The following is a 25,968-nucleotide window of genomic DNA, read 5'->3' on the forward strand; positions in this document are numbered from 1 at the left end:
CGATCACTTGGAAAGAGCAATTGGTGTCATTGATTCAGGAGTCGGCGGCTTAACCGTCGCCAAAGAAATTATGCGGCAGCTGCCAAAGGAACAGATCATTTACCTTGGCGACACCGCCCGCTGTCCGTACGGGCCGCGCCCGGTTGAAGAAATTCGCCGATTTACATGGCAGATGATTCACTACTTGCGGCAATATCCGTTGAAAATGCTTGTCATTGCCTGCAACACGGCAACCGCGGTCGCGCTCGATGAAGTGCGGGAGCGGCTTGACATTCCGGTGCTTGGCGTCGTTCATCCCGGCGCCCGCGCCGCCTTGAAGGCGACGAAAAGCGGGCATATCGGTGTGATTGGCACCGTCGGGACGGTCAGAAGCAAAGCGTATGAAAAAGCGCTCCAATCGATCAACCCGCACGTTCGTGTCGAAAGCTTGGCCTGTCCGAAGTTCGTCCCGCTTGTCGAAAGCGGCGATTTTGAAGGGGAGAAGGCGGTGGCGATTGTCGCCGAATCGCTTGCTCCGCTGCGTCCGCGGCCGATTGATGTGCTCATTTTAGGGTGCACGCATTACCCGTTGCTGGCCCCGCTCATTCGGGCGTATATGGGCAAAAAGGTGAAACTCATCTGCTCCGGCGATGAAACGGCCCGCGAAGTGAGCACGATTTTGCATCATAGCCACCTCCTTTACACCGGCAGGCGCGAACCGGAGCATTTGTTTTTCACGACCGGATCAAAAGAACTGTTTGAAAAGATTTCAAGAAAATGGTTTGGCAAATCGATCGGCAAAGTCGAGGCGATTCGTCTGTGACCGAAAAAATCCTTTAGCGCGTGGACGCTAAAGGATTTTTTTATTCTATTTTGGCAACCGGCTCGTATACATAGTAGTACAAACTACGAGTAGGAGGGAACGTCAATGGGCAAACGGACGGTTCATAGATGGACAGCGCCGGTGCTCGCTTCGCTTTTGCTGCTTGGCGGCTGCGGTTTGTTTGGGAATGATGAGGCAGTGAAGGAGATCGATCCGCCGCAAGAAACGAGCTATGTCAAAGACGGTCAGGCGCTCCAAGAGGCAACGGGGGACAAAAAGGGAGAGAAAGAGGAAGCGAAGGCTACCGAGACGGTGAAGAGGGAATTATACTTAATTGACAAAAATGGCTTCGTCGTGCCGCAAACAGTAGAGTTGCCGAAAACGCAGGCGGTTGCGAAACAAGTGCTCGAATATTTAGTCGAGGATGGCCCGGTATCCGAAGTGTTGCCAAATGGCTTCCGCGCCGTCATTCCGGCAGGCACGACTGTGCTTGGCACAAAACTGGAAAAAGACGGGACGTTGATCGCCGACTTTTCGCCGGAATTTAAGCAATACAAACCGGAGGATGAAAAGCGGATTTTGCAAGCCATTACGTGGACATTGACCCAATTTGACAACATTAAGCGCGTCAAAATCCGGATTAACGGCTATGACCAAGAGGTGATGCCGGTCAATAAAACACCGATCCAAGGCGGAGTCAGCCGGGCGGATGGCATCAATATCGAGGCGAGCGGCGTGCCGGACATTACGAATACGCACCCGGTCACGGTTTATTTTGTCGCCCAGCAGGGAGACAACACATATTATGTGCCGGTGACAAGACGGGTACCCAATAAAGAAAAGGACGATATCGCTGCGGCGATCAATGAGCTCATCCAAGGGCCGGACCACGGCAGCGGGCTTGTTGGCGTCTTTCAGCCGGATGCCAAGCTTGTCGATGCCCCGAAATATGAGGACGGCAAAGTGACGCTCAACTTTAACGAGGGCATTTATGGCAGCAACAAGAAACATGTGATTTCCGATGTCGTATTAAATTCGCTTGTGCTGTCGCTCACCGAGCAAAATGGGGTTGAAAGCGTGGCGATCACCGTCAACGGCAAAGCCGATCTCGTCACCGAAGATGGCAAGCCGCTCACAAAACCGGTCACCCGGCCGCAAAACGTCAATACAGGGACATTTTAACAAGCTGGAAACAAAGGGGGCCATTATGGTATAACAAAGAGGTGGAAACGTATTCCGCCTCTTTATTTTTTGGAAAACGGCGGAAAGCTGACCGCTTGGGGAGTGCGATCGAAACAGGAAAGATGTTCTTTACACCGCCTGCGGTTTGCCTGAAGGGGCAGCCTGGCGCTAGGCAGCCAAGCGGGAGTCATCCAAGGAGAAAAAAGGAGGATTGTGATGAGAACGGACGGACGAAACAACCGCGAACTTCGCCCTGTACATATACAACCGCATTATATGAAGCATGCTGAAGGTTCGGTTTTGATTGAAATCGGCGACACGAAAGTGATTTGCACGGCGACGGTTGAAGAGAGAGTGCCGCCGTTTATGCGCGGCGGAGGGAAAGGCTGGATTACGGCTGAATATGGGATGCTGCCGCGGGCGACCGAACAGCGGAATGCGAGGGAAGCGAGCAAAGGGAAAGTGTCAGGGCGGACGATGGAAATTCAGCGTCTGATCGGCCGGGCGCTCCGCTCGGTCGTTGAGCTGGAACAGCTCGGCGAGCGGACCGTCTGGATTGACTGCGACGTCATTCAAGCGGACGGCGGAACGCGGACGGCGTCGATTACCGGTGCGTATGTGGCGCTCGTGCTGGCGCTCTCTAAGCTTGTGGAGGAAGGGAAGCTTGCGTCGCTTCCGGTTCGCGATTTTCTCGCTGCCACCTCAGTCGGCATCGATCCTGAACATGGGGTCATTCTCGATTTAAATTACAGCGAGGATGCCCGCGCGAAAGTCGACATGAACGTCGTCATGACCGGAGCCGGCCAGTTTGTCGAAATTCAAGGCACCGGGGAGGAAGCGTCCTTTTCGCGCGCCGAGCTAGAGGAATTGCTCGAGGCGGCGCAGATGGGCATTGAACAGCTCATCGCCATTCAGCGCCGCGTATTGGGCGAGCGGGCGGCCCGCATCGGAGTGAAGCACGAAGCAGAACGGGAGGAGAAGGCGGAATGAAGGAGATCATTATTGCTACGAAAAATGCCGGCAAGGCGCGCGAGTTTGCCGCCTTGTTTGCCAAGCGGGGCATCGAAGTGAAATCGCTCCTTGATTTTCCGGACGTTCCCGATGTCGAAGAAACGGGGAGCACATTTGCCGAAAATGCCAAATTAAAAGCTGAGGCGGTGTGCCAACGCTTGCAGCGGCCGGTCATCGCCGATGATTCCGGGCTTGCCGTTGATGCGCTCGGCGGCCGGCCGGGCGTCCATTCAGCCCGCTACGCCGGGGAAGACAAAAACGATGCGCGCAACATCGCTAAACTGCTTCATGAACTTGACGGAGTGCCGATGGAGAAGCGCACCGCCCGCTTTCATTGCGCGCTGGCCGTTGCCATTCCCGGGCGGCCGACCGTCATTGTCGAGGCGACGTGTGACGGTTATATCGCCGAAGCGCCGCGCGGAGAGGGCGGTTTTGGATATGACCCTGTCTTTTATCTTCCGGAGCGGGGGAAAACGATGGCCGAATTTTCGCCCGAAGAGAAAAATGCCATCAGCCATCGGGCGAAGGCGCTGGCGAAGCTGAATGAGCAATGGGACGAGATCATGGCCGAAAAGGGGCGGACGGAATGAAAGCGGTCATTGTCAGTGACAGTCACGGGCTGACCGCCGAGCTCGCTCAAATTGTGTCGCGCCATCGCCATGAAGCGGATTTGTTCATTCATTGCGGTGATTCCGAGCTGCCGGCGGAAGCGGATGAAATTGCTCCGTTTGCGGTCGTGCGCGGCAATTGCGATTGGACAGCGGCGTTTCCCGACGAGCGAACCGAGGAGGCAGGCGGCGTCCGCTTCTTTGTCACCCACGGCCACTTATACGGCGTGAAAACGTCGCTGTTACGTTTATACTATCGGGCGAAAGAAACAGGGGCCAACGTCGTTTGCTTCGGCCACTCCCACCTCGCCGGCGCCGAGCGAATCGATGAAGTGTTGTTCATCAATCCAGGCAGCATCGCCTTGCCGCGCGGGAGAAAAGAAAAAACATATGCGGTGCTGACAGTCGGCAAAGGCCAAGCGCTCGTTCAATTTTATGATGTGGCCGGGCGTGCGATCCCGGACTTGGAACAAACGTTTTCCTTCTAGGCGGACAAGTGTCCGCTTTTTTATTTTTCGGCGCCTCTCCCCCCTCTTTCTAACTAATCTTATTTGCCTCCTGTTGTGGAGAGAAAAATTTTTTTAAAATCAGCAAATCCTTGATTCTATCACATTGTAAGCGTATACAAGTAGTTTGACCAATCAAAATTTTCAAAAAACGTTATTGACGGCGGGGAAGTTTAGGATTATTATAATTTTCAAATAAGAGAAACGACTCAAACCCATCATCGAGCCGTTCGAAGCAACTGTTGACTGATCAAGGAAGAGGGGAACCGAAGTGGGCGAACAATGGATCTATTTAAACGGAGAATTTGTAACGAAAGAAAACGCAAAAATATCGGTTTATGACCACGGATTTTTGTATGGGGACGGCGTGTTTGAGGGCATTCGCGTCTATAGCGGCAACGTATTCCGCCTGGAAGAACATATAGATCGGCTGTACAACTCCGCGAAGTCCATTTTGCTGAACATCCCGTACACGAAAGATGAAATGATTGACCGTGTGCTCGAAACCATCCGCCGCAACGGCTACCAAGATGCGTACATCCGCCTTGTCGTTTCGCGCGGAGTCGGCGATTTGGGGCTCGATCCGTATAAATGCAAAACGCCGCAAATCGTCATTATCGTTGAGCCGCTGGCGCTCTTCCCAAAACATTTATATGAAACGGGCATCGAAGTGGTGACAGTGGCGACGCGCCGCAACCGCTCTGACGTGTTGAGCCCGAAAGTCAAATCGCTCAACTATTTGAACAATGTTCTCGTGAAGATCGAAGCGCATTTGGCCAACGTCAGCGAAGCGCTCATTTTAAACGACCAAGGATATGTAGCTGAAGGTTCTGGGGATAACGTCTTCATCATCAAAAACGGCGTCGTTTACACGCCGCCGGGATATGTCGGAGCGCTTGAAGGCATTACGCGCCAGGCGATTATCGAAATTGCCGAGGATCTCGGCTATACGGTCAAAGAAGAGCCATTTACCCGCCATGATGTATATGTCGCAGATGAAGTGTTTTTAACCGGGACGGCGGCCGAAGTCATTTCCGTCATCAAAGTTGACGGCCGGACGATCGGCGACGGAACGCCTGGTCCGCATACGAAGCGGCTTCTTGAAGAATTCCGCCGCCGCGTTGTTGCCGAGGGAGTTAAAGTATATCCGACGAACGCCAATGTCGGTTAAGCGGCAATGACAATTGCATACGGAAAAAGCGTTGACGAGGATAAGTAGTCAGCGGGGCCAACATCCACAGAGAGCCGGGGGAGCTGGGAACCGGTGATGTTGCCGCTTGATGAACTCACCTCTGAGCGCCAGCCTGAACGCCAAACAGCAAGTAGGGTTGGACGGGTGGAGACGCGCGCTTCACCCGTTACGAAAACGAGCGGCTGGCTTCGGCCGGTTGCTCCTAAGGCGGCCGTGATGGCCGTGAAGAAGGGTGGTACCGCGGAAAGGAAACCTTTTCGCCCCTTTGGCTGGGCAAGTCCGGCCATGGAGGGTGAAAAGGTTTTTTATATGGATGACAAACAACGGGGAGGATCGACGATGGCAAAGATGAAAGTGGAGGAACAAGTGAGGACGAAGGCGAGAATGAGCGGGTCGCTGATGTTGATTGAAGCGCTGAAGGCGGAAAACGTCGAAGTCATTTTCGGCTATCCGGGCGGCGCGGTGCTGCCGCTTTATGACGAGCTGTATAAAGCCGGCGTGTTTCACGTGTTAACGCGCCATGAGCAAGGGGCCATCCATGCGGCGGAAGGGTACGCGCGCATTTCCGGGAAACCCGGGGTTGTCATCGCCACCTCCGGCCCGGGGGCGACAAACATCGTCACCGGGCTGACGGACGCGATGATGGATTCGCTGCCGCTCGTTGTCTTTACCGGGCAAGTGGCGACGAGCGTCATCGGCTCGGATGCGTTTCAAGAGGCGGATGTCGTTGGGATTACGATGCCGATCACCAAGCATAACTATCAAGTGCGCGACATCAGCGAGCTGCCGAAAATCATTAAAGAAGCGTTTCATATTGCGACGACCGGGCGGCCAGGGCCGGTGTTGATCGATATTCCAAAAGATGTGACGACGGCCGAAGGGGAGTTTGACTACGATCAAGACGTTCATCTGCCCGGCTATCAGCCGACGACACAGCCGAACCATTGGCAAATCCGGCGGCTCGTCGAGGCGGTCAGCCAGTCGAAGCGCCCGGTCATTTTAGCCGGCGCCGGCGTCTTGCACGCCAACGCGGCCGATGAACTGCGACAATATGCAGAGCAGCAAAAGATCCCGGTCGTCCATACGCTCCTTGGCCTCGGCGGCTTCCCGGCTGACCACCCGCTTTTTCTCGGCATGGCCGGCATGCACGGGACTTATACGGCGAATATGGCGCTGTATGAATGCGACTTGCTCATTAACATCGGCGCCCGCTTCGACGACCGGGTTACCGGCAATTTAAAATATTTTGCGCCAAAGGCGACGGTCGCCCATATTGACATCGACCCGGCGGAAATCGGCAAAAACGTGCCGACGAAAATCCCGATCGTCAGCGATGCGAAAGCGGCCTTGCACGAGCTGATCGACCAGCAAGGCAAACCGGCCGACACGGCGGCATGGCTTGCCCAGCTTGATGAGTGGAAGCGGCGATTCCCGCTTTATTACGAGCCGGAAGAAGGGACGATCAAACCGCAAAAGCTCATTGAGATGATTTATGAGCTGACGGGCGGCGAGGCGATCGTTACAACCGATGTCGGCCAGCATCAAATGTGGGCGGCGCAATATTACAAGTTTAACCGGCCGAACCGCTGGGTCACATCCGGGGGGCTTGGCACGATGGGCTTCGGGCTTCCGGCGGCCATCGGCGCCCAGCTTGCCGACCGGAGCGCCACGGTCGTTTCGATCGTCGGCGACGGCGGCTTCCAAATGACATTCCAAGAACTGTCGGTCATTCAAGAGCTGCAGCTGCCGATCAAAGTCGTCATCGTCAACAACCAGGCGCTCGGCATGGTGCGGCAATGGCAGGAGCTGTTTTATGACAAACGGTACTCCCATTCGCTCATTCCGAACCAGCCGGATTTCGTGAAATTGGCTGAAGCATACGGCATGCCGGGGCTGCGGGCGAAGACGGAAGCGGAAGCTGCCGAAGTATTAAAACAAGCATTTGCCATCGACGGTCCGGTGCTGCTTGACTTCCACGTCCGCGCCGACGAAAACGTCTATCCGATGGTCGCGCCCGGAAAAGGGCTTCATGAAATGGTGGGGGTGAAAGCATGCGAAGAATTATCACAATGACCGTCAACAACCGTCCAGGCGTATTAAACCGCATCACCGGGCTGTTTACGAAGCGGCATTACAACATTGAAAGCATCACCGTCGGCCATACGGAAATCGACGGGGTATCGCGGATGACGTTCGTCGTCAACGTTGACGATGAGCGGATCGCTGAACAAATTATTAAGCAGTTAAACAAGCAAATCGATGTGTTGAAAGTGAGTGATATCACTGACCAGGCCATCGTCGCACGCGAGCTGGCGCTCGTGAAAGTGGCGGCCGCTCCGGCGATCCGCCAAGAAATTTATACGCTTATCGAACCGTTCCGCGCTTCGATCGTTGACGTGAGCAAAGACAGCCTCGTCATTCAAGTGACCGGCGAGCCGGAAAAGGTCGAAGCGTTGATCGAGCTGCTCCGCCCGTATGGCATCAAAGAAGTGGCGCGCACGGGTACGACTGCGTTCACCCGCGGAGCGCAAAAAGCGGCGACCAGCCAGAAAACAGCGTTCATCATTTAACAATACTCACACTACATGATAAAGGAGAGGGTACTCATGGCAAAAGTGTACTATAACGGAGATGCAAACGAACAATATTTGCAAGGAAAAACGGTCGCTATTATCGGCTATGGTTCGCAAGGTCATGCGCATGCGCAAAACTTGCGCGACAGCGGTGTTCGCGTCATTGTCGGATTGCGAAAAGGGAAATCGTGGGAACAGGCGGAACAAGACGGCTTCGAGGTATATGCGGTTCGCGAAGCGGCGAAACAGGCCGATATCGTGATGGTGCTGCTGCCGGATGAAAAACAGCCGGCCGTTTACAAAGAAGAAATTGAACCGGAATTGAAACCGGGCAACGCGCTTGTCTTCGCCCATGGCTTTAATATCCACTTCAGCCAAGTCGTTCCGCCGGAGCACGTTGACGTCTTTTTGGTCGCGCCAAAAGGCCCGGGCCATCTTGTCCGGCGCACGTATGCTGAAGGGGCGGGCGTGCCGGCGCTCATCGCCGTCTATCAAGATGTGACCGGCCATGCGAAAGAAACCGCGCTCGCTTACGCCAAAGCGATCGGCGCCACGCGGGCGGGGGTGCTTGAGACAACGTTCAAAGAAGAAACGGAAACCGACTTGTTTGGCGAGCAGGCGGTGCTTTGCGGCGGGTTGACGGCGCTCATTAAAGCCGGATTTGAAACGCTCGTTGAAGCGGGATATCAGCCGGAAGTCGCATATTTCGAATGTTTGCATGAGATGAAGCTCATCGTCGACCTCTTGTATGAGGGTGGGCTGTCGTGGATGCGCTACTCGATTTCTGATACGGCGCAATGGGGTGACTTTACATCCGGGCCGCGCGTCATTAACGAAGCGGTGAAAGCGGAAATGAAAAACATTTTGCATGACATTCAAACCGGTAAATTTGCAAAAAGCTGGATCTTAGAAAATCAGGCAAACCGTCCGGAGTTCAACGCCATCAATCGGCGCGAAAACGAGCATTTGATCGAGGTGGTCGGACGCGAATTGCGGAGCATGATGCCGTTTGTGAAGGCAAAACAAAAAGAGGCGGTGGTGCCAGGTGCGAAAAATTAAGTTTTTTGATACGACGTTGCGCGACGGGGAACAATCAGCCGGGGTAAACTTAAATTTGCAAGAAAAATTGGAGATCGCCCGCCAGCTCGAGCGGCTGCAAGTTGATATTATCGAGGCGGGCTTCCCCGCCTCGTCCAAAGGCGATTTTGAAGCGGTCAAACAAATCGCGGAAACGATTCGAACATGTTCGGTCACCGGGCTGTCGCGCTCGGTTCGAAGCGATATTGACGCCGCATGGGAGGCATTACAAGGCGGCGCCGAGCCGCGGTTGCATTTATTCATCGCCACCTCGCCGATCCATATGGTGCACAAACTGCGGATGACGCCGGAGCAAGTCATTGAAGCGGCGGTGGAAGCGGTGAAATATGCCAAACGTTTCTTCCCGATCGTTCAATGGTCGGCGGAAGATGCGTGCCGGAGCGAACTGCCGTTTTTGGCAAAAATCGTTACCGAAGTGATCAAAGCCGGCGCCTCTGTGATCAATATCCCAGATACGGTCGGCTATATTACACCAAAAGAGTATGGGGAGATTTTCCTCTATTTACGAAATAATGTTCCGAATATTGAAAATATTTCTTTATCCGCCCATTGCCATGACGACTTAGGCATGGCGGTCGTAAACTCACTCTCGGCCATCGAGCACGGGGCGACACAAGTTGAATGCACGATCAACGGCATCGGCGAGCGGGCCGGCAACGCGGCGCTTGAGGAGATCGCCGTCGCCCTTCACATTCGCAAAGATTATTATCAAGTGGAAACGCGCCTCAATTTACAAGAAATTAAGCGCACGAGCAGTCTAGTCAGCAAGCTGACCGGCATGGTCGTTCCGCCGAACAAGGCGGTTGTCGGCAAAAACGCGTTTGCCCACGAATCCGGCATTCATCAAGACGGCGTCCTAAAAGAAAAAACGACGTATGAAATCATCTCGCCGGAGCTCGTCGGTGTGCCGTCGAATTCGATGGTGCTTGGCAAACATTCCGGCCGCCATGCGCTCCGCAACCGGGTCGAAGAGCTCGGCTATACGCTGTCAGAGGAAGAGATCAACCAGCTGTTCGTCCGCTTTAAAGAGCTGGCGGATAAAAAGAAAGATGTGACGGACGATGATTTAGTCGCTTTAATTTTCGAAGAGAAGTTCGACCATTTCAAAGATTTTTACCAATTGTCGTCGATTCAAGTACAGTACGGGACAAATCAAATCCCGACAGCGGTTGTTGTGTTAAAAGACGGGAAAGGAAACGACATCCAAGAAGCGGCGACCGGAGCGGGCAGCGTCGAGGCGCTGTACAACACGTTGGAGCGCTGTTTCCAAACGGCGGTGACGCTGCTAGATTACCGGATTGAATCGGTCGGGGGCGGCCGCGATGCGTTAGCGCAAGTATTTGTTAAAGTGCGCGTCAACGATGTGGAAACGAGCGGACGCGGAACGGCGCAAGATGTGCTCGAAGCTTCGGCTAAAGCGTACATTAACGCGATGAACCGCGTGTTTATGATCGAAGCGATGCGCGCTGAAAACGAAAAAGTGGCAACACCATAAAACGGGGGGATCAAGCATGGGAAACTATCGGATTGCCGTCTTGCCGGGCGATGGCATCGGCCAAGAAGTGACATCTGGAGCGGTGGACGTATTAAAAGCGGTCGGAATCCGGTTTGGACATGAGTTTACATTCGAATACGGGTTAATCGGCGGGGCGGCGATCGATGAAGCAGGGACGCCGCTCCCGGAAGAAACGCTTCGCCTTTGCCAACAAAGCGACGCCGTCTTGCTTGGGGCGGTCGGCGGTCCGAAGTGGGACGAAAATCCTCCGCACCTGCGCCCGGAAAAAGGGCTGCTTGCCATCCGCCAACAGCTTGGGTTATACGCGAACTTGCGGCCGGTCGTCTGCTATGACAGCTTGGCTTCTGCTTCACCGCTAAAACCGGATCTCGTGCAAGATGTCGATTTCATCATCGTGCGCGAATTGACCGGCGGCATTTACTTCGGCCAGCCGAGCGGCCGCGTCGTCGAAAACGGAGAAGAAAAAGCGGTTGACACGCTCTTATATAAAAAGGAAGAGATCGAGCGGATCGTGCGCATGGCGTTTACGTTAGCGCGCGGCCGGAAGAAAAAAGTGACCTCGGTCGACAAGGCGAACGTGCTCTCCTCAAGTCGGTTATGGCGGGAAGTGGCTGAAGAGGTGGCTAAACAATTCCCGGACGTTGAGCTTGAGCATATGCTTGTCGACAACGCGGCGATGCAACTCATCCGCGCGCCGAAGCAATTTGATGTGATCGTCACGGAAAACATGTTTGGCGACATTTTAAGCGATGAAGCATCGATGTTATCCGGGTCGCTTGGGATGCTGCCGTCAGCCAGCTTGTCGGCTTCCGGACCAAGCTTGTATGAGCCGGTGCACGGATCGGCGCCCGATATCGCTGGCATGCGAAAGGCGAATCCGATTGCCGCTATTTTGTCAGCCGCTATGATGCTTCGCCTGTCGTTCGGGCTCGCCGCCGAGGCGGAAGCGATCGAGCATGCGGTGCAGCAGGCGCTTACCGCGGGCTTGCGCACAGCTGACCTGGCGCAAAGCAGCGGCCGCGTCGTATCGACGGACGAAATGGTCGAGGAGATCAAAACAGCGGTACTCGACTATACAGCAATCGCGCAAATTATGACCGTTTATGCATGAGACGTGCGAGGTGAAGGCAGTGAAACCAAAAACGATCATCGAAAAAATATGGGAAAACCATGTCGTCTACCGCGAAGAAGGGAAGCCGGATTTGCTGTATATCGATTTGCATTTAGTGCATGAAGTGACATCGCCGCAGGCGTTTGAGGGGCTGCGCCAAAACGGACGGAAAGTGCGGCGGCCGGACTTGACGTTTGCGACGATGGACCATAACGTGCCGACCGTCAACCGATTTGTCATTACCGATGAAGTGGCGCGCAATCAAATCGCTGCGCTTGAGCGCAACTGCCGCGAGTTTGGTGTTCCGCTCGCCGATTTGCATAGCGAAGAGCAAGGAATCGTCCACGTGATCGGCCCGGAGCTCGGCTTGACCCAGCCGGGAAAAACGATCGTCTGCGGCGACAGCCATACATCGACGCACGGGGCGTTTGGCGCCTTAGCGTTTGGCATCGGCACGAGCGAAGTCGAACACGTGCTAGCGACACAAACGCTTTGGCAGCATAAACCGAAAACGCTGCAAATCCGCATCAACGGCCAGCTCGGTAAAGGGGTGACGGCGAAAGACGTCATTTTGGCCATCATCGGCCGCTACGGCGTCGGCGTTGGCACCGGCTATATTATCGAGTTTACCGGTGAGGCGATTCGCCGCATGTCGATGGAAGAGCGGATGACGATTTGCAATATGTCGATCGAAGCCGGAGCGCGCGCCGGCCTTATCAGTCCAGATGAAACGACGTTTGCCTATTTGCGCGGCCGCAAATATGCGCCAAAAGGCGAGGCGTTTGAGCAAGCGGTTGAACGCTGGCGGGCGCTTGCCAGCGACGAGGGGGCCGAGTATGACAAAACGATCGAAATCGATGCCTCAACCATTGCTCCGATGGTAACGTGGGGAACGAACCCAGCGATGAGCACATCGGTTGACGGAACGGTGCCCGACCCGGAACAGTTCGAAAGCGAAACCGAGCGCAACGCGGTGCGCCGGGCGCTTCAGTATATGGGGTTGAACCCCGGCATGCCGATTACCGACATTCCGGTGCAACATGTATTTATCGGCTCATGTACGAACTCGCGCATCAGTGATTTGCGTGAAGCGGCGAAAATCGTCAAAGGCCAAAAAGTAGCCCCCGGTGTCAGAGCCCTTGTTGTGCCTGGATCGCAGCAAGTCAAAAAACAGGCCGAAGAAGAAGGGCTGGCGCAAATTTTCCTCGAGGCCGGCTTTGAGTGGCGCGATGCCGGCTGCAGCGCCTGTTTGGGCATGAATCCGGACATCATTCCGGAAGGCGAACATTGTGCGTCGACATCGAACCGCAACTTTGAAGGGCGGCAAGGAAAAGGAGCGCGCACGCATCTTGTCAGCCCGGCGATGGCCGCTGCCGCCGCCATTTACGGCCGCTTTGTCGATGTGCGCCAGCTTGAAGCTGAACCGGTCCGGTAACGGACGGACGCTCCTTGAAGCGGCCGCATCCCGCCTTAGGGATATCCACTTTTGGCAAGGTGACTGATACATCTGACGGAGGGAGAGAGACGATGAAGCCGTTTACGATTCACCGAGGAAAAACCGCCGGCATCGATCGGGCGAACATCGATACCGATCAAATCATCCCGAAACAGTTTTTAAAGCGGATCGAGCGTACCGGATTTGGCCAATTTCTATTTTATGACTGGCGCTATTTCAGCGACGGCACGCCGAATCCGGAGTTTGAGCTCAACCGTCCGGAAAATGAAGGGGCAACGATTTTAGTCGCCGGCGAAAATTTCGGCTGCGGTTCATCGCGCGAACATGCGCCCTGGTCGCTTCAAGATTACGGATTTCGCGCGATCATTGCTCCTTCGTTTGCCGATATCTTTTACAATAACTGCTTAAAAAACGGGCTGCTGCCGATTCGGCTTGATGAAGAGGATGTCCGGTATTTATTAAAACAGAGCCGGCGCGCTGATTACGAGCTGACCGTTTCGCTTGAAGAGCAGCGGGTGTTTGATGACGAAGGATTTTCACGCCCGTTTGACATCGATCCGTACCGGAAACAGCTGCTCTTAAAAGGCTGGGACGAGATTGACTTAACGTTTGTGTACGAACCGTATATCGCCGCCTACGAGCAAAAACATTGTCCGCGGCCGTAAAGCGCTCTGTGTTCGGAGCGGCAACGCAAGGCGGATGGAGTGAGGGTGTCCTAAACGCAACGGGACGCCCTTTTTTCATCACGGTATGCGCGCGGTGAACCGTTCCGTTAGGGGGAGGCGATGGTGCTGTCAGTGAGGAGACCCCCTCCAATTGAGAACATTTGACGTTAAGGAAGTATAAACATGACTGAGGGACGGAAGCAGCGGTTTTCTATCGATTTTTTCATCGATCTTTTGCCTGTCTCGTGAAGGAAGGGAGTCCGTTCGGTCGGGTTCGTTTTTTGTCCGGCCGAAGTGGGATCAGGGCGCTGTCGTTATTTTGCCGCGGCGCTTGTTTCGTTAGGGAAAACTTGCTACACTTGTGGTAAATGCAAATGGGAGCAGGCGAAGATGGGAAACGGAAAAAAAGGGAAAATTATTATGTTTCCACGAACGAAAGAACGGTTGATTGAAGAGGCGTTCACAGCGCTTGAGGCGAAGCAGTACAAGGAAGCGCTCCGCTTTTTGCGCGCCGCCGAACAGCTTGGCGACGGCAGCTTTCCGATCCGGCTCGGCCTTGCGGTGTGCTGCTACGAACTCGGAGATTACGATGAGGCGGATTGGCGCCTGGCTGCGCTGCTTGACGAGCAGCCGAACAATAGCGAGCTGTTGCAAATGTATGTTGCCCTGCTGTTGCAGACGAACCGCTACCGGGAAGCGGAAGCGGCGATCCGCTCCGCTTTGCGCCGTCAGACATTGCCGGTTTCGTTGCGCGAACAGCTTCGCCAGCTGCTTCGGTTCAGTGAAAAAATGAACGCCCGTCCGCTGCCGCCCGCCGAATGGAAGCGGGTAAAACGGCTGCTGGAATCGGATGATATCGCCGAACAAATGCAGCTCATTAAACAGTTGGAAAAAGAAGACATCGCTCCCGTACTGTCGTTGCTGAAGCAATATTTACGCGAACCGAAAAAAAGCCCAATGGCGAAAACGATGCTGCTTCGGCTTCTGACGGTGAAACAGATTGACGAGGCAGTGACGGTCGAGAAGTTTGGACAGCGCATCGATGTCGTCCCATCCGCCTTAAACGAACAGGCGGAAACGGAATTTGCTTCGACGCTGCTGCGGCTGCTTGAGCAGCGGCTCACGGCGGAAAGCCCGAGCTTGTATGAAACGGCGGCGGAAATTTGGCTTCGCTATGCCTACATCTTGTATCCGTTCCCGCCGGAGCCGGCCGACGCCGATGTATGGCTTGCCGCTCTCCATTGGATGGCGAGCCGGTTTCAAGGAACGGACGCTGATATGAGCACGTTGGCTGCCCGCTACGGCGTAGCGGTGGCGGAGATAGCGAAACTTTGCAAAAAGCTGCACGAAATAGAGAAACTTTCCTACCTTTGATGGATGGTTCTGTATTGAAACATGGCTTTTGTATGTTATAATATAATGGCTGTGCTATGTATCTGTTTTCGCATACTTGGCTACATAATATGGACATAATAAGAGGATAATGGACAAGCAGATTGCCATGATCCGAGCAATGATTTTAGGTGGAGGGAACAGTATGTCAGTCAAATGGGAAAAGCTTGAAGGCAACGAAGGCGTATTGACCGTTGAGGTCGACGCGGAGCAGGTGAACAAAGGCTTGGATGCCGCATTCAAAAAAGTGGTGAAAAACGTCGCGCTTCCGGGCTTCCGCAAAGGAAAAGTGCCGCGCGTCTTGTTTGAAAAGCGATTTGGCGTTGAGGCGCTCTATCAAGATGCCCTCGATATTTTGCTGCCGGAAGCGTATGCGAAAGCGGTCGAAGAGGCAGGCATTGAGCCGGTATCGATGCCGGAAATCGACATTGAACAAATGGAAAAAGGGAAAAGCTTAATTTTCAAAGCGAAAGTGACCGTTAAACCGGAAGTGAAACTCGGTCAATACAAAGGGCTTGAAGTCGAAAAAATCGATACGACGGTCACGGATGAAGATGTCGAAAATGAGCTGAAGCGCCTGCAGGAAAACTATGCCGAACTGGTCGTCAAAGAAGACGGGACAGTGGAAAACGGCGATACGGTCGTCATCGACTTTGAAGGGTTTGTCGACGGTGAACCGTTTGAAGGCGGCAAAGCGGAAAACTATTCGCTTGAAATCGGCTCCGGAACGTTCATTCCTGGATTTGAAGAGCAGCTTGTCGGCATGAAAGCAGGCGAAGAAAAAGACATTCAAGTCACCTTCCCGGAAGAGTACCATGCTGAACAGCTGGCTGGCAAACCGGCGACGTTCAAGGTGAAAGTGCACGAAGTAAAAGCGAAACAACTGCCGGCGCTTGACGATGAATTTGCCAAAGACGCCGACGAAGAAGTCGAAACGCTTGATGAGCTGAAAGCGAAAATCCGCGCCCGCTTAGAAGAAGCGAAAAAGAACGAGGCAGAAGCGGCCGTGCGCAACGCGGTCGTCGAGAAAGCGGCGGCCAACGCGGAAATCGACATTCCGGCCGTCATGGTGCAAAACGAGACCGACCGGATGCTTCGTGAATTTGACCAGCGCCTGCAAATGCAAGGGCTGAACTTGCAGCTGTACTACCAGTTCTCCGGCCAGGACGAAGCGGCGCTGCGCGAGCAGATGAAAGAAGATGCCGAAAAGCGGGTGCGCGCGGCCTTGACGCTTGAAGCGATCGCCCAAGCGGAAAACATCGACGTGACTGACGAAGAGGTGAACGAAGAGCTCGAAAAAATGGCGGCAGCCTACAATTTGAGCGTTGACAAGTTAAAAGAGCTGCTCGGCAGCTTGGATGGCGTCAAAGAAGATTTAAAATGGCGCAAAACGGTCGATTTTCTTGTAGAGCACAGCACGGTTGCGGCATAATAATAAAGTAGGGAAGGAACAAGGCGCGAGACGTTCGTGCCTTGTTCTTTATCTCACCAATAGCGATTGAAGAGTGATTTTTCAAACTTTTCTAACACATTACAGTTTTTTCATTCGCTTTTTCAGGAACATTTATGGTAAAATAGCGAATACATAAGTTTTTTGCAACGAAGGATGGCGAGGCACGATACATAACGCAGGCGCGATTCCGTTAGCAAGGGGTGAATCACATGTTTAAATTTAATGATGAAAAAGGGCAGTTGAAGTGTTCGTTTTGCGGAAAAACGCAAGACCAAGTGCGCAAGCTGGTCGCCGGGCCGGGTGTCTACATTTGCGACGAGTGCATTGAGCTATGCACAGAGATCGTCGAGGAAGAGCTTGGCAATGAGGAAGAATTTGAGTTTAAAGATGTGCCAAAGCCGTTAGAAATCCGCGAAATTTTAGATGAATACGTCATCGGCCAGGATGAGGCAAAAAAATCGCTCGCCGTTGCCGTTTACAATCATTATAAACGGATTAACTCCGGCAGCAAAATTGACGATGTCGAGCTGTCGAAAAGCAACATTTTGATGATCGGGCCGACCGGAAGCGGGAAAACGCTCTTGGCGCAAACATTGGCGCGCATTTTAAACGTGCCGTTTGCCATCGCCGATGCGACGTCGCTCACGGAAGCGGGTTATGTCGGTGAGGACGTCGAAAACATTTTGCTGAAGCTCATTCAGGCGGCTGACTACGACGTCGAACGGGCGGAAAAAGGCATTATTTACATCGATGAAATCGATAAAATCGCCCGCAAATCGGAAAACCCTTCCATTACTCGCGACGTTTCGGGCGAAGGGGTGCAGCAGGCGCTGCTCAAAATTTTGGAAGGCACGATCGCCAGCGTTCCGCCGCAGGGCGGCCGCAAACATCCGCATCAGGAGTTCATCCAAATCGACACGACGAACATTTTGTTCATTTGCGGCGGGGCGTTTGACGGCATCGAGCCGATCATCAAGCGCCGCCTCGGCAAAAAAGTGATCGGGTTCGGTGCGGAAATGAACCAAGCCGATGTTGATGAGAAAAACTTGCTGTCGAAAGTGCTGCCGGAAGATTTACTCAAATTCGGGCTTATTCCGGAGTTTATCGGCCGTCTCCCAGTCATTACGACGCTTGAGCCGCTCGATGAACAAGCGCTGATTGACATTTTAACGAAACCGAAAAACGCTATTATCAAGCAGTACCAGAAAATGCTCGAGCTTGACGGCGTTGAACTGGAGTTTGAAGAAGCGGCGCTCCGCGAAATCGCCAAAAAAGCGATCGAACGGAAAACGGGTGCGCGCGGCCTCCGTTCGATCATCGAAGGCATTATGCTTGATGTCATGTTTGAGCTTCCATCGCGCGAAGATGTGCAAAAATGCATCATTACGCTCGATACCGTGCGCGGCACAAAACCGCCGAAACTCATCCGTCACGACGGCACGGTGGTCGAACACGAACGGAAAACGTCCGCTTAATAAGGAAACCGCCTTTTACGGCGGTTTCTTTTTTTGACGGCATGCCCGAAGCGCCAGGCGGCGCTTTTTTTGTTTATTCCCGCCGGTTCGCGGAGATACTATCATACTACATACTACTTGAAGGCAGGAGGATATCGGGGCATGGATTGGACGAATATCGTGCTTGTGATTCAGTTGTTTTTCGGGGTCATCATCGGCCTTTATTTTTGGAATTTGCTCAAAGGACAGCGCGTGCAAAAAGTATCCATCGATAAAGAATCGCGCAAAGAGATGGAGCAGCTCCGCAAGCTGCGCTCCATTTCGCTGACCGAGCCGCTCGCGGAAAAAGTGCGGCCGAAACGTTTTGACGATATCGTCGGCCAGGAAGATGGGATCAAGGCGCTCAAAGCGGCGCTGTGCGGGCCGAACCCGCAACATGTCATCATTTACGGACCGCCCGGCGTCGGCAAGACGGCTGCAGCCCGGCTTGTGTTGGAAGAAGCGAAAAAAAACCCGCTCTCCCCGTTTAACAAAAATGCTGTATTCGTTGAGCTTGACGCGACGACGGCGCGCTTTGACGAGCGCGGCATCGCCGATCCGCTCATCGGCTCGGTGCATGACCCGATCTATCAAGGGGCCGGGGCGATGGGACAGGCCGGCATTCCTCAGCCGAAGCAAGGGGCGGTGACGAACGCCCATGGCGGCGTTTTGTTTATTGATGAAATTGGCGAACTCCATCCGATTCAAATGAACAAGCTGCTCAAAGTGCTTGAGGATCGGAAAGTGTTTTTTGAAAGCGCCTATTACAGCAAAGAAAACCCGCAAATTCCAAGCCATATTCACGACATTTTCCAAAACGGACTGCCGGCCGATTTCCGCCTTGTCGGGGCGACGACGCGAACGCCAAACGAGATTCCTCCGGCCATTCGTTCCCGTTGTTTAGAAGTGTTTTTCCGTGAATTGGATCAAGACGAAATCGCCTTGATCGCTAAAAAAGCGGCGGAAAAAATCCGCCTGAACGTCTCCGAAAGCGGCATTCGCCTCCTTGCCGCCTACGCGCGCAACGGGCGGGAAGCAGTCAACATGATGCAGATCGCCGCCGGCCTCGCCATTACGGAAAATCGGGAGAAAATTTTAGATAAGGATATCGAATGGGTCATTCACTCAAGCCAAATGGCCCCGCGCTACGAAAAGAAAATCGCTTCCGCTCCGGCTGTCGGCGTTGTGAACGGCTTGGCGGTGTACGGGCCGAACACCGGCGCGCTTCTCGAAATCGAAGTGACCGCCCTGCCGGCGAAAGGAAAAGGATCCATCAATGTGACCGGCATTGTCGAGGAAGAAAGCATCGGCAGTCCGGAAAAATCGGTGCGCCGCAAAAGTATGGCGCGCGGCTCAGCGGAAAATGTCATTACCGTGCTGCGCGCGATGGGCGTGCCGGCGGATCGCTACGATATTCATGTCAACTTTCCGGGCGGGGTGCCGGTTGACGGCCCCTCGGCTGGGGTGGCGATCGCGGTTGGCATTTATTCAGCCATTTACCAGCTGCCGGTCGATCATACTGTCGCGATGACCGGCGAAATCAGCATCCGCGGCTATGTCAAGCCAGTCGGCGGTGTGTTTGCCAAAATCAAAGCAGCCAAGCAAGCCGGAGCGAAAAAAGTCATTATCCCGATTGAGAACATGCAATCGCTGTTGCGGGAAGTGAGCGGCATTCAAATTATCGCCGTCCGCCGCCTCGAGGAAGCGCTCGTCCATGTGTTCGGCGAAGAAGCGCTCCGTCGGGGAACCGCATTTTTGCCGGCTGCTGCCGCCGATCGCTCGGGGAAAAAGCTCGTATAAGCCAAGGATGGGCGATGGACGGGAGACGTGCGTCCGCCTGCCTCGGGCGGCTGCGGGGCACACCGTTTCGTATGCAGCTGGCGAAGGGGCGGAATCGATAGGTTGACCAGTTGTCAGCACACGGCTTCGGCGCAAGCGGATGATCGCCGGAGTCGGTTTTTCTTTGCCCGTAAACAACGGCCGCCCCTTTTGGCGTTCGTCAAATTTTACAAATCCGGCCGTCGTACTATACAATAAACGAATAGAAGCGAGATATGGAGGTGTTCGGCGTGAACGGAAAGAAAAAGGAGACGGCGGTCCCGCTTTTGCCGCTGCGGGGGCTGCTTGTGTTTCCGACGATGGTGCTCCACTTGGACGTCGGGCGCGAGAAATCGGTGAAAGCGCTCGAACAGGCGATGGTCGAGGACCATATGATTTTGCTGACGTCGCAAAAAGATGTCGCCGTCGACGAACCGGACATGGACGACTTATATAGAATGGGGACGATCGCGCGCGTCAAGCAGCTGTTGAAACTGCCGAACGGCACGTTCCGCGTGCTTGTCGAAGGCATCGCCCGGGCGCTGATCACCGAAGTCGTCAGCGAGGAGCCGTATTTTTCTGTCAAGGTCGAAAAGTTTGCCGACCGGGCGGCGAAAGATCTAGAAGACGAGGCGCTCAAACGGACGATGCTCGAATATTTCGAGCAGTACATAAACTTGTCCAAGCGGTTGTCGGCTGACATTTACGCTTCGATCGTCGACATTGATGAGCCGGGGCGGATGGCCGATATTATCGCCTCGCATTTGCCGCTCAAGCTCGAAGAAAAACAGCGCATTTTAGAAACGATCGACGTCAAGGAACGGCTGAATCAAATTATTCAAATTTTGCACAACGAGAAAGAAGTGCTCCAGCTTGAGAAAAAAATTAGCGCCCGCGTCAAACAGTCGATGGAGCGGACGCAAAAAGAGTATTATTTGCGCGAGCAAATGAAAGCCATTCAAAAAGAGCTCGGCGAAAAAGAAGGAAAAACGGGTGAAGTCGAGACGCTCAAAGAGAAAATCGAAGCGGCCGGCATGCCCGAACACGTGAAAGAAACGGCGCTCAAGGAGCTTGACCGCTATGAAAAAATTCCGGCGACATCGGCCGAAAGCGCGGTCATCCGCAACTACTTAGATTGGCTCATCGCTTTGCCGTGGTCGAAAGAAACGGAAGACATTCACGACATTAAACGAGCGGAGGCGATTTTAAACGAAGAGCATTACGGGCTCGATAAGGTGAAAGAGCGGGTGCTCGAGTTTTTGTCGGTGCAGCAGCTGACCCAATCGTTAAAAGGACCGATTCTTTGCCTCGCCGGACCGCCGGGGGTCGGAAAAACGTCGCTTGCCCGCTCGATCGCCAAAGCGCTCGGCCGCCGTTTCGTGCGCATGTCGCTCGGCGGCGTGCGCGATGAATCGGAAATTCGCGGCCATCGCCGCACGTATGTCGGGGCGATGCCGGGCCGCATCATTCAAGGAATGAAAAAAGCAGGCACGATCAATCCGGTCTTTTTGCTCGATGAAATCGACAAAATGTCAAGCGACTTCCGCGGCGACCCGTCTGCGGCCATGCTTGAGGTGCTTGACCCGGAACAAAACCATACGTTCAGCGACCATTATATCGAAGAGCCGTACGATTTATCGAAAGTGATGTTTATCGCCACCGCCAACAATTTGGCGACAATTCCGCAGCCGCTTTTGGATCGGATGGAAGTCATTCACATTCCGGGCTATACGGAAGTGGAAAAGCTGCATATCGCCAAACGGCATTTGCTGCCGAAGCAGCTGGCTGAGCACGGACTAAAAAAGGCGGCGCTCCAAGTTCGTGATGATGCGATGTTGGCCATCATCCGCCATTACACGCGTGAAGCCGGCGTGCGGGAGCTTGAGCGGCAGCTGGCTGCCATTTGCCGGAAAGCGGCCCGCCTCATCGTCTCCGGCGAGAAAAAGCGGGTGGTAGTTACGGAAAATAATGTCGAAGAGTTTTTAGGGAAGCGAAAATATCGTTATGGTCAGGCGGAAGCGGAGGACCAAATTGGGGTGGCGACCGGGCTTGCGTACACGGCGTTTGGCGGCGATACGCTCGCCATCGAAGTGTCGCTCGCGAAAGGAAACGGCAAGCTCGTTTTGACCGGCAAGCTCGGCGATGTGATGAAAGAATCAGCGCAGGCGGCGTTCAGCTACGTGCGTTCGCGCGCCGAGGAGCTCGGCATCGACCCGAAATTTCACGAAACGTACGACATCCATATTCACGTTCCGGAAGGCGCCGTGCCAAAAGACGGGCCGTCTGCAGGCATTACGATCGCCACCGCACTCATTTCCGCGCTGACGGGCAAGCCGGTGAGCCGCTTTGTTGGCATGACCGGCGAAATTACGCTGCGCGGCCGCGTGCTTCCGATCGGCGGCTTAAAAGAGAAAACGTTAAGCGCCCACCGTGCCGGACTGAAAACGGTCATTTTGCCGAAAGACAATGAGAAAGACTTGGCTGACATTCCAGACACGGTAACGCGCGATTTGCGTTTTGTGCTCGTCTCCCATCTCGATGAGGTGCTGCCGCATGCGCTTGTGGGGTGGAAACGGTGAACGTGACGAAAGCGGAACTCGTGATCAGCGCTGTCAAACCGGAGCAATATCCGGACGGCGGGCGGCCGGAAGTGGCGCTCGCCGGCCGCTCAAACGTCGGCAAATCGTCATTTATCAACAAAATGATCAATCGAAAAAACTTGGCGCGCACCTCATCAAAGCCAGGCAAAACACAGACGTTGAACTTTTATTTGATTAACGATTCGTTTTACTTTGTCGACGTGCCTGGCTACGGGTTTGCCCGCGTGTCCAAGCAGGAGCGGCAAAAATGGGGAAAAATGATGGAGACGTATTTTACGACGCGCGAGACGCTCAAAGCGGCGCTGTTGCTTGTCGATTTGCGCCACCCGCCGACAAAAGACGATGTCATGATGTATGAGTTTTTCAAACATTACGAGATTCCCGTCATTGTCATTGCAACGAAAGCGGATAAAGTGCCGCGCGGCAAGCAGCAAAGCCATGCGAAAATCGCGCGTGAAACGCTGGGGTTGGCGGCCGGGGACTTGCTCATTTTGTTTTCCGCCGAGACTGGGCAAGGAAAAGCGGAAGCGTGGGCGGCGCTCTTGCCGTTTTTGACCGAGTGACAAAACGAAATCGGCATATATGGCAGCGGTGGAAAAGGTGTCCCGATCGCTCGAGACACCTTCTTTTCGTTTCCGGCTACCTCCGTTTGGCCCATAGTACGTAAATGCCGAGGACGATGAGCCCGAGCGGCCAAAACTTCCAGACGGAAGAAAGGCCGGTTTGGACGAGGTGAAACAGCGGCTGGCCGCGGCCGGAGAACGTCAGCACAACGGCGAGAAGCAAAAAAAATGCGCCGAAGCCGGCGCCGCTTTTTTGTTTGCGGCTGCTGGCGAAAAAGGAGAGCGCGATGATGAAAAAAAACATGTTTGCGCCATGGGGCCAGGACGGAAAGGCGTTCGCAAGCAACAGCTCGACGCCGAAGCCGAACAAAAGAAAGCCGGGGAAGACATAATGGTACTCGCGCGCCGAATACGCCTGCCCGAGCAAGGCGGCGCCGCAAATGGCGAGCAAAGCCGGCCACCCTTGGAGGAAGCGGAGCAACGGAATCGCCATTTGCCCGGCGAGAAAGTACAACCCGAGGCCGATAAACAAGATGCCGGAGAAAGCGGTTCTGTTTTTCACGATCGTGTCCCCCGTTTCCCATTTAGACATGTTTATGGTAGAATGATCACTGTATACAGTTTATCATAGCTCGCGATCGATGTTCACAATTTTTTCAAACCGGAACGATGGACGTCTATGTTATAATAATAGAAGGGATTTGGCTAAGAAGGGGGGATTGCACCGTGCAGATCATCGTGGTTGGCGTCAATTATAAAACCGCCCCTATAGAAATTCGGGAAAAGTTGGCGTTTGGCGAGGCGGAGCTCGGCGAGGCGATGACAAAGCTCGCTAAGCAAAAAAGCATCCTCGAAAACGTCATCGTGTCAACGTGCAACCGGACGGAAATTTACGCGGTCGTCGATCAACTGCATACCGGCCGTTACTATATAAAAGCGTTTTTAGCCGACTGGTTCGGGATGGAAGCGGAAGCGATCGCCCCGTATTTGCTTGTCTTTGAAGGGGAGGCGGCTGCGGGACATTTGTTCCGCGTAGCTGCCGGCCTCGATTCGATGGTGCTCGGAGAAACGCAAATTTTAGGACAAGTGAAACACAGTTATTTGCTCGCTCAAGAGCTTGGAACGAGCGGCACGATTTTTAACCACCTGTTTAAACAGGCGGTGACGTTCGCCAAACGCGCCCATTCGGAAACCGGGATCGGCGCGCATGCCGTGTCGGTCAGCTATGCGGCTGTCGAATTGGCCAAGAAAATTTTCGGCCATCTCAACGGCAAACATGTCCTCATTATCGGTGCCGGGAAAATGGGAACGCTGGCAGCCCAAAACTTGTACGGCAACGGTGTCGGCAAAGTGACCGTCGTCAACCGGACGCTTGACAAAGCGAAGCAGCTCGCGGCGCAATTTTCTGGCGAGGCGAAACCGCTCAGCGAATTGTCGTGCGCGTTGCTCGAAGCGGATATCGTCATCAGCTCGACGGGTGCGAAAGGCTATATGTTAACGAAAGAGATGATGGCGCCGCTTGAGAAAATGCGGAAAGGCCGCCCGCTGTTTATGGTCGACATCGCCGTTCCGCGCGATTTAGACCCGGCGCTCGCCGAACTGGAAACGGTCTTTTTGTATGACATTGACGACTTGCAAGACGTCGTCGCCGCGAATTTGGCCGAACGGCAAAAGGCTGCCGCCCGCATCGAGACGATGATTGAAACGGAACTGGCAGCGTTTGGCCAATGGCTGCAGACGCTCGGCGTCGTGCCGGTCATCGCAGCGCTGCGCGAAAAAGCGCTCGCCATTCAGGCGGAAACGATGAAAAGCTTGGAACGGAAGCTGCCCCATTTGTCGGAGCGCGATCGGAAAGTGCTGAACAAACATACGAAAAGCATTATTAACCAGCTGCTCCGCGACCCGATTTTGCAGGCGAAGGAGCTTGCCGTCGGTCCGAACGCCGACGAAGCGCTTCAGCTGTTTATGAAAATTTTTAATATCGAAGATGCGGTGAAAGCAGAGCAACGGAACGCGCAGCAGGCGGAAGGGCAGTTGCGGGATGAGCAACAGGCGGAAGCGGCCCGCGCCGCCCGCCCATCATGGCAGCTGTAAGGTGGGATGAATGGTGGCGCCGTTGTATGAACTGTCTATTTTGCTCTACATTGCTTCGATTCTTTTCTATTTTATCGATTTTTTGCAGCAAAACCGGAAGGCGAATGAAACCGCCTTCTGGTTGCTTTCTGCCGTGTGGCTGCTGCAAACATTGACGTTCGCCTTCCGCATCGTGGAAACAAAGCGCTTTCCGATTTTAACGATGTCGGAAGGGCTTTATTTTTACGCTTGGCTGCTGATCACGCTGTCGCTCGTCATCAACCGGCTGTTGCGCGTCGATTTCATCGTCTTTTTTACGAACGTGCTCGCCTTTTTTATTTTGGCCATTCATACGTTCGTGCCGTCCTCGCAGTCGCCGGCTGTCGCCGAACGGCTCGTCTCCGAGCTGCTGATCATCCACATTACCCTTGCCCTTGGGGCATACGCAGCGTTTACGCTGTCCTTTCTGTTCTCGGTGCTGTACGTGCTGCAGTACAGTTTGCTGAAAAAGAAAAAGTGGGGCGCGCGCCTTTGGCGGATGGCTGATTTGTCGAAGCTCGATTTTTTATCGCACGTTTTAAATTTGCTCGGTTTGCCTATGTTGTTATTAGGATTGATTCTTGGTGTGATTTGGGCGTACATTCAAATTGATCATTTTCACTGGTATGACGCCAAAGTGCTCGGATCGTTTGTCGTTCTTCTCGTTTATGGCGTCTATTTTTACAAACGGGTCGTCCGGCAGATGCAAGGAAAGGCGATCGCGTTATGGAATATCGGTTCGTTTTTATTTTTGCTTGTCAACTTTTTCTTGTTTGACAGTTTATCAAAATTTCATTTTTGGTATGCGTAATTGAGG

The 25,968-nt window shown here is 53.9% G+C and carries 22 protein-coding genes and 1 other annotated feature; of the genes, 21 read left to right on the forward strand and 1 reads right to left on the reverse strand.

Annotated features, from left to right (window positions below):
* Positions 1-7: 7 nt before the first annotated feature.
* From racE to yihA, 19 genes are all read left to right on the forward strand, one after another.
* Entirely contained in the window at positions 8-802 is a 795-nt protein-coding gene (gene racE / locus GS3922_RS02860) for a glutamate racemase (protein WP_063165088.1), read from the forward strand.
* Between the two features lie 105 nt (positions 803-907).
* Positions 908-1,984 carry a GerMN domain-containing protein gene (locus GS3922_RS02865; RefSeq protein WP_063165089.1) on the forward strand — a complete coding sequence of 359 codons (1,077 nt, stop codon included), beginning with the start codon at positions 908-910 and terminating at the stop codon, positions 1,982-1,984.
* 216 nt (positions 1,985-2,200) lie between these two features.
* Positions 2,201-2,974, forward strand: coding sequence for a ribonuclease PH (gene rph, locus GS3922_RS02870; protein WP_063165090.1), 774 nt, complete (start codon positions 2,201-2,203; stop codon positions 2,972-2,974).
* Positions 2,971-3,585 (forward strand): XTP/dITP diphosphatase, encoded by a 615-nt coding sequence (locus GS3922_RS02875; protein WP_063165091.1) that lies wholly within the window; start codon positions 2,971-2,973, stop codon positions 3,583-3,585. Before rph ends, GS3922_RS02875 begins: the two co-directional genes overlap by 4 nt.
* A complete protein-coding gene (locus tag GS3922_RS02880) occupies positions 3,582-4,091 on the forward strand; it encodes a metallophosphoesterase family protein (RefSeq protein ID WP_063165092.1) in 510 nt (169 codons plus the stop codon). Before GS3922_RS02875 ends, GS3922_RS02880 begins: the two co-directional genes overlap by 4 nt.
* Before the next feature lie 289 nt (positions 4,092-4,380).
* The gene (ilvE, locus tag GS3922_RS02885; RefSeq protein WP_063165093.1) at positions 4,381-5,280 is read left to right on the forward strand and encodes a branched-chain-amino-acid transaminase; all 900 of its coding nucleotides are present in this window, start codon (positions 4,381-4,383) and stop codon (positions 5,278-5,280) included.
* Between the two features lie 22 nt (positions 5,281-5,302).
* Positions 5,303-5,569: a binding site (T-box leader), on the forward strand.
* A 71-nt stretch (positions 5,570-5,640) separates the two neighbouring features.
* Positions 5,641-7,374 carry an acetolactate synthase large subunit gene (ilvB, locus tag GS3922_RS02890; RefSeq protein WP_063167290.1) on the forward strand — a complete coding sequence of 578 codons (1,734 nt, stop codon included), beginning with the start codon at positions 5,641-5,643 and terminating at the stop codon, positions 7,372-7,374.
* On the forward strand, positions 7,353-7,871 hold the full coding sequence (ilvN, locus tag GS3922_RS02895; RefSeq protein WP_063165094.1) for an acetolactate synthase small subunit: 519 nt from the start codon (positions 7,353-7,355) through the stop codon (positions 7,869-7,871). The genes ilvB and ilvN overlap by 22 nt, the downstream gene beginning before the upstream one ends.
* A gap of 36 nt (positions 7,872-7,907) precedes the next feature.
* Positions 7,908-8,933 carry a ketol-acid reductoisomerase gene (gene ilvC, locus GS3922_RS02900; protein ID WP_063165095.1) on the forward strand — a complete coding sequence of 342 codons (1,026 nt, stop codon included), beginning with the start codon at positions 7,908-7,910 and terminating at the stop codon, positions 8,931-8,933.
* Positions 8,920-10,467, forward strand: coding sequence for a 2-isopropylmalate synthase (locus GS3922_RS02905; protein WP_063165096.1), 1,548 nt, complete (start codon positions 8,920-8,922; stop codon positions 10,465-10,467). The genes ilvC and GS3922_RS02905 overlap by 14 nt, the downstream gene beginning before the upstream one ends.
* A gap of 16 nt (positions 10,468-10,483) precedes the next feature.
* On the forward strand, positions 10,484-11,599 hold the full coding sequence (leuB, locus tag GS3922_RS02910) for a 3-isopropylmalate dehydrogenase (protein ID WP_063165097.1): 1,116 nt from the start codon (positions 10,484-10,486) through the stop codon (positions 11,597-11,599).
* 19 nt (positions 11,600-11,618) lie between these two features.
* Complete coding sequence (gene leuC / locus GS3922_RS02915; RefSeq protein ID WP_063165098.1) at positions 11,619-13,034, forward strand: 3-isopropylmalate dehydratase large subunit; 1,416 nt, start codon at positions 11,619-11,621, stop codon at positions 13,032-13,034.
* A gap of 92 nt (positions 13,035-13,126) precedes the next feature.
* Entirely contained in the window at positions 13,127-13,720 is a 594-nt protein-coding gene (gene leuD / locus GS3922_RS02920) for a 3-isopropylmalate dehydratase small subunit (protein ID WP_063165099.1), read from the forward strand.
* 390 nt (positions 13,721-14,110) lie between these two features.
* Positions 14,111-15,094, forward strand: coding sequence for a tetratricopeptide repeat protein (locus tag GS3922_RS02925; RefSeq protein WP_063165100.1), 984 nt, complete (start codon positions 14,111-14,113; stop codon positions 15,092-15,094).
* 163 nt (positions 15,095-15,257) lie between these two features.
* Positions 15,258-16,544 (forward strand): trigger factor, encoded by a 1,287-nt coding sequence (gene tig, locus GS3922_RS02930; protein ID WP_063165101.1) that lies wholly within the window; start codon positions 15,258-15,260, stop codon positions 16,542-16,544.
* Between the two features lie 230 nt (positions 16,545-16,774).
* Entirely contained in the window at positions 16,775-18,040 is a 1,266-nt protein-coding gene (clpX, locus tag GS3922_RS02935; protein ID WP_063165102.1) for an ATP-dependent protease ATP-binding subunit ClpX, read from the forward strand.
* A 141-nt stretch (positions 18,041-18,181) separates the two neighbouring features.
* Entirely contained in the window at positions 18,182-19,858 is a 1,677-nt protein-coding gene (gene lonB / locus GS3922_RS02940) for an ATP-dependent protease LonB (protein WP_063165103.1), read from the forward strand.
* Between the two features lie 254 nt (positions 19,859-20,112).
* Positions 20,113-22,455, forward strand: coding sequence for an endopeptidase La (gene lon / locus GS3922_RS02945; protein ID WP_063165104.1), 2,343 nt, complete (start codon positions 20,113-20,115; stop codon positions 22,453-22,455).
* Positions 22,452-23,039 (forward strand): ribosome biogenesis GTP-binding protein YihA/YsxC, encoded by a 588-nt coding sequence (gene yihA / locus GS3922_RS02950; protein WP_063165105.1) that lies wholly within the window; start codon positions 22,452-22,454, stop codon positions 23,037-23,039. Before lon ends, yihA begins: the two co-directional genes overlap by 4 nt.
* A gap of 76 nt (positions 23,040-23,115) precedes the next feature.
* Here the strand turns inward: yihA and GS3922_RS02955 are convergent, their stop codons facing one another.
* A complete protein-coding gene (locus tag GS3922_RS02955; protein WP_063165106.1) occupies positions 23,116-23,601 on the reverse strand; it encodes a hypothetical protein in 486 nt (161 codons plus the stop codon).
* 164 nt (positions 23,602-23,765) lie between these two features.
* Between GS3922_RS02955 and hemA the strand changes: the two genes are divergently transcribed.
* Both hemA and ccsA read left to right on the forward strand, forming a co-directional pair.
* Positions 23,766-25,133 carry a glutamyl-tRNA reductase gene (gene hemA, locus GS3922_RS02960; protein WP_063165107.1) on the forward strand — a complete coding sequence of 456 codons (1,368 nt, stop codon included), beginning with the start codon at positions 23,766-23,768 and terminating at the stop codon, positions 25,131-25,133.
* A gap of 10 nt (positions 25,134-25,143) precedes the next feature.
* Positions 25,144-25,962, forward strand: a complete 819-nt coding sequence (gene ccsA, locus GS3922_RS02965) for a cytochrome c biogenesis protein (protein WP_063165108.1) — start codon at positions 25,144-25,146, stop codon at positions 25,960-25,962.
* The last annotated feature ends 6 nt before the right edge of the window (positions 25,963-25,968 follow it).

The sequence above is a fragment of the Geobacillus subterraneus genome (genome assembly GCF_001618685.1).
Lineage (GTDB): Bacteria > Bacillota > Bacilli > Bacillales > Anoxybacillaceae > Geobacillus > Geobacillus subterraneus.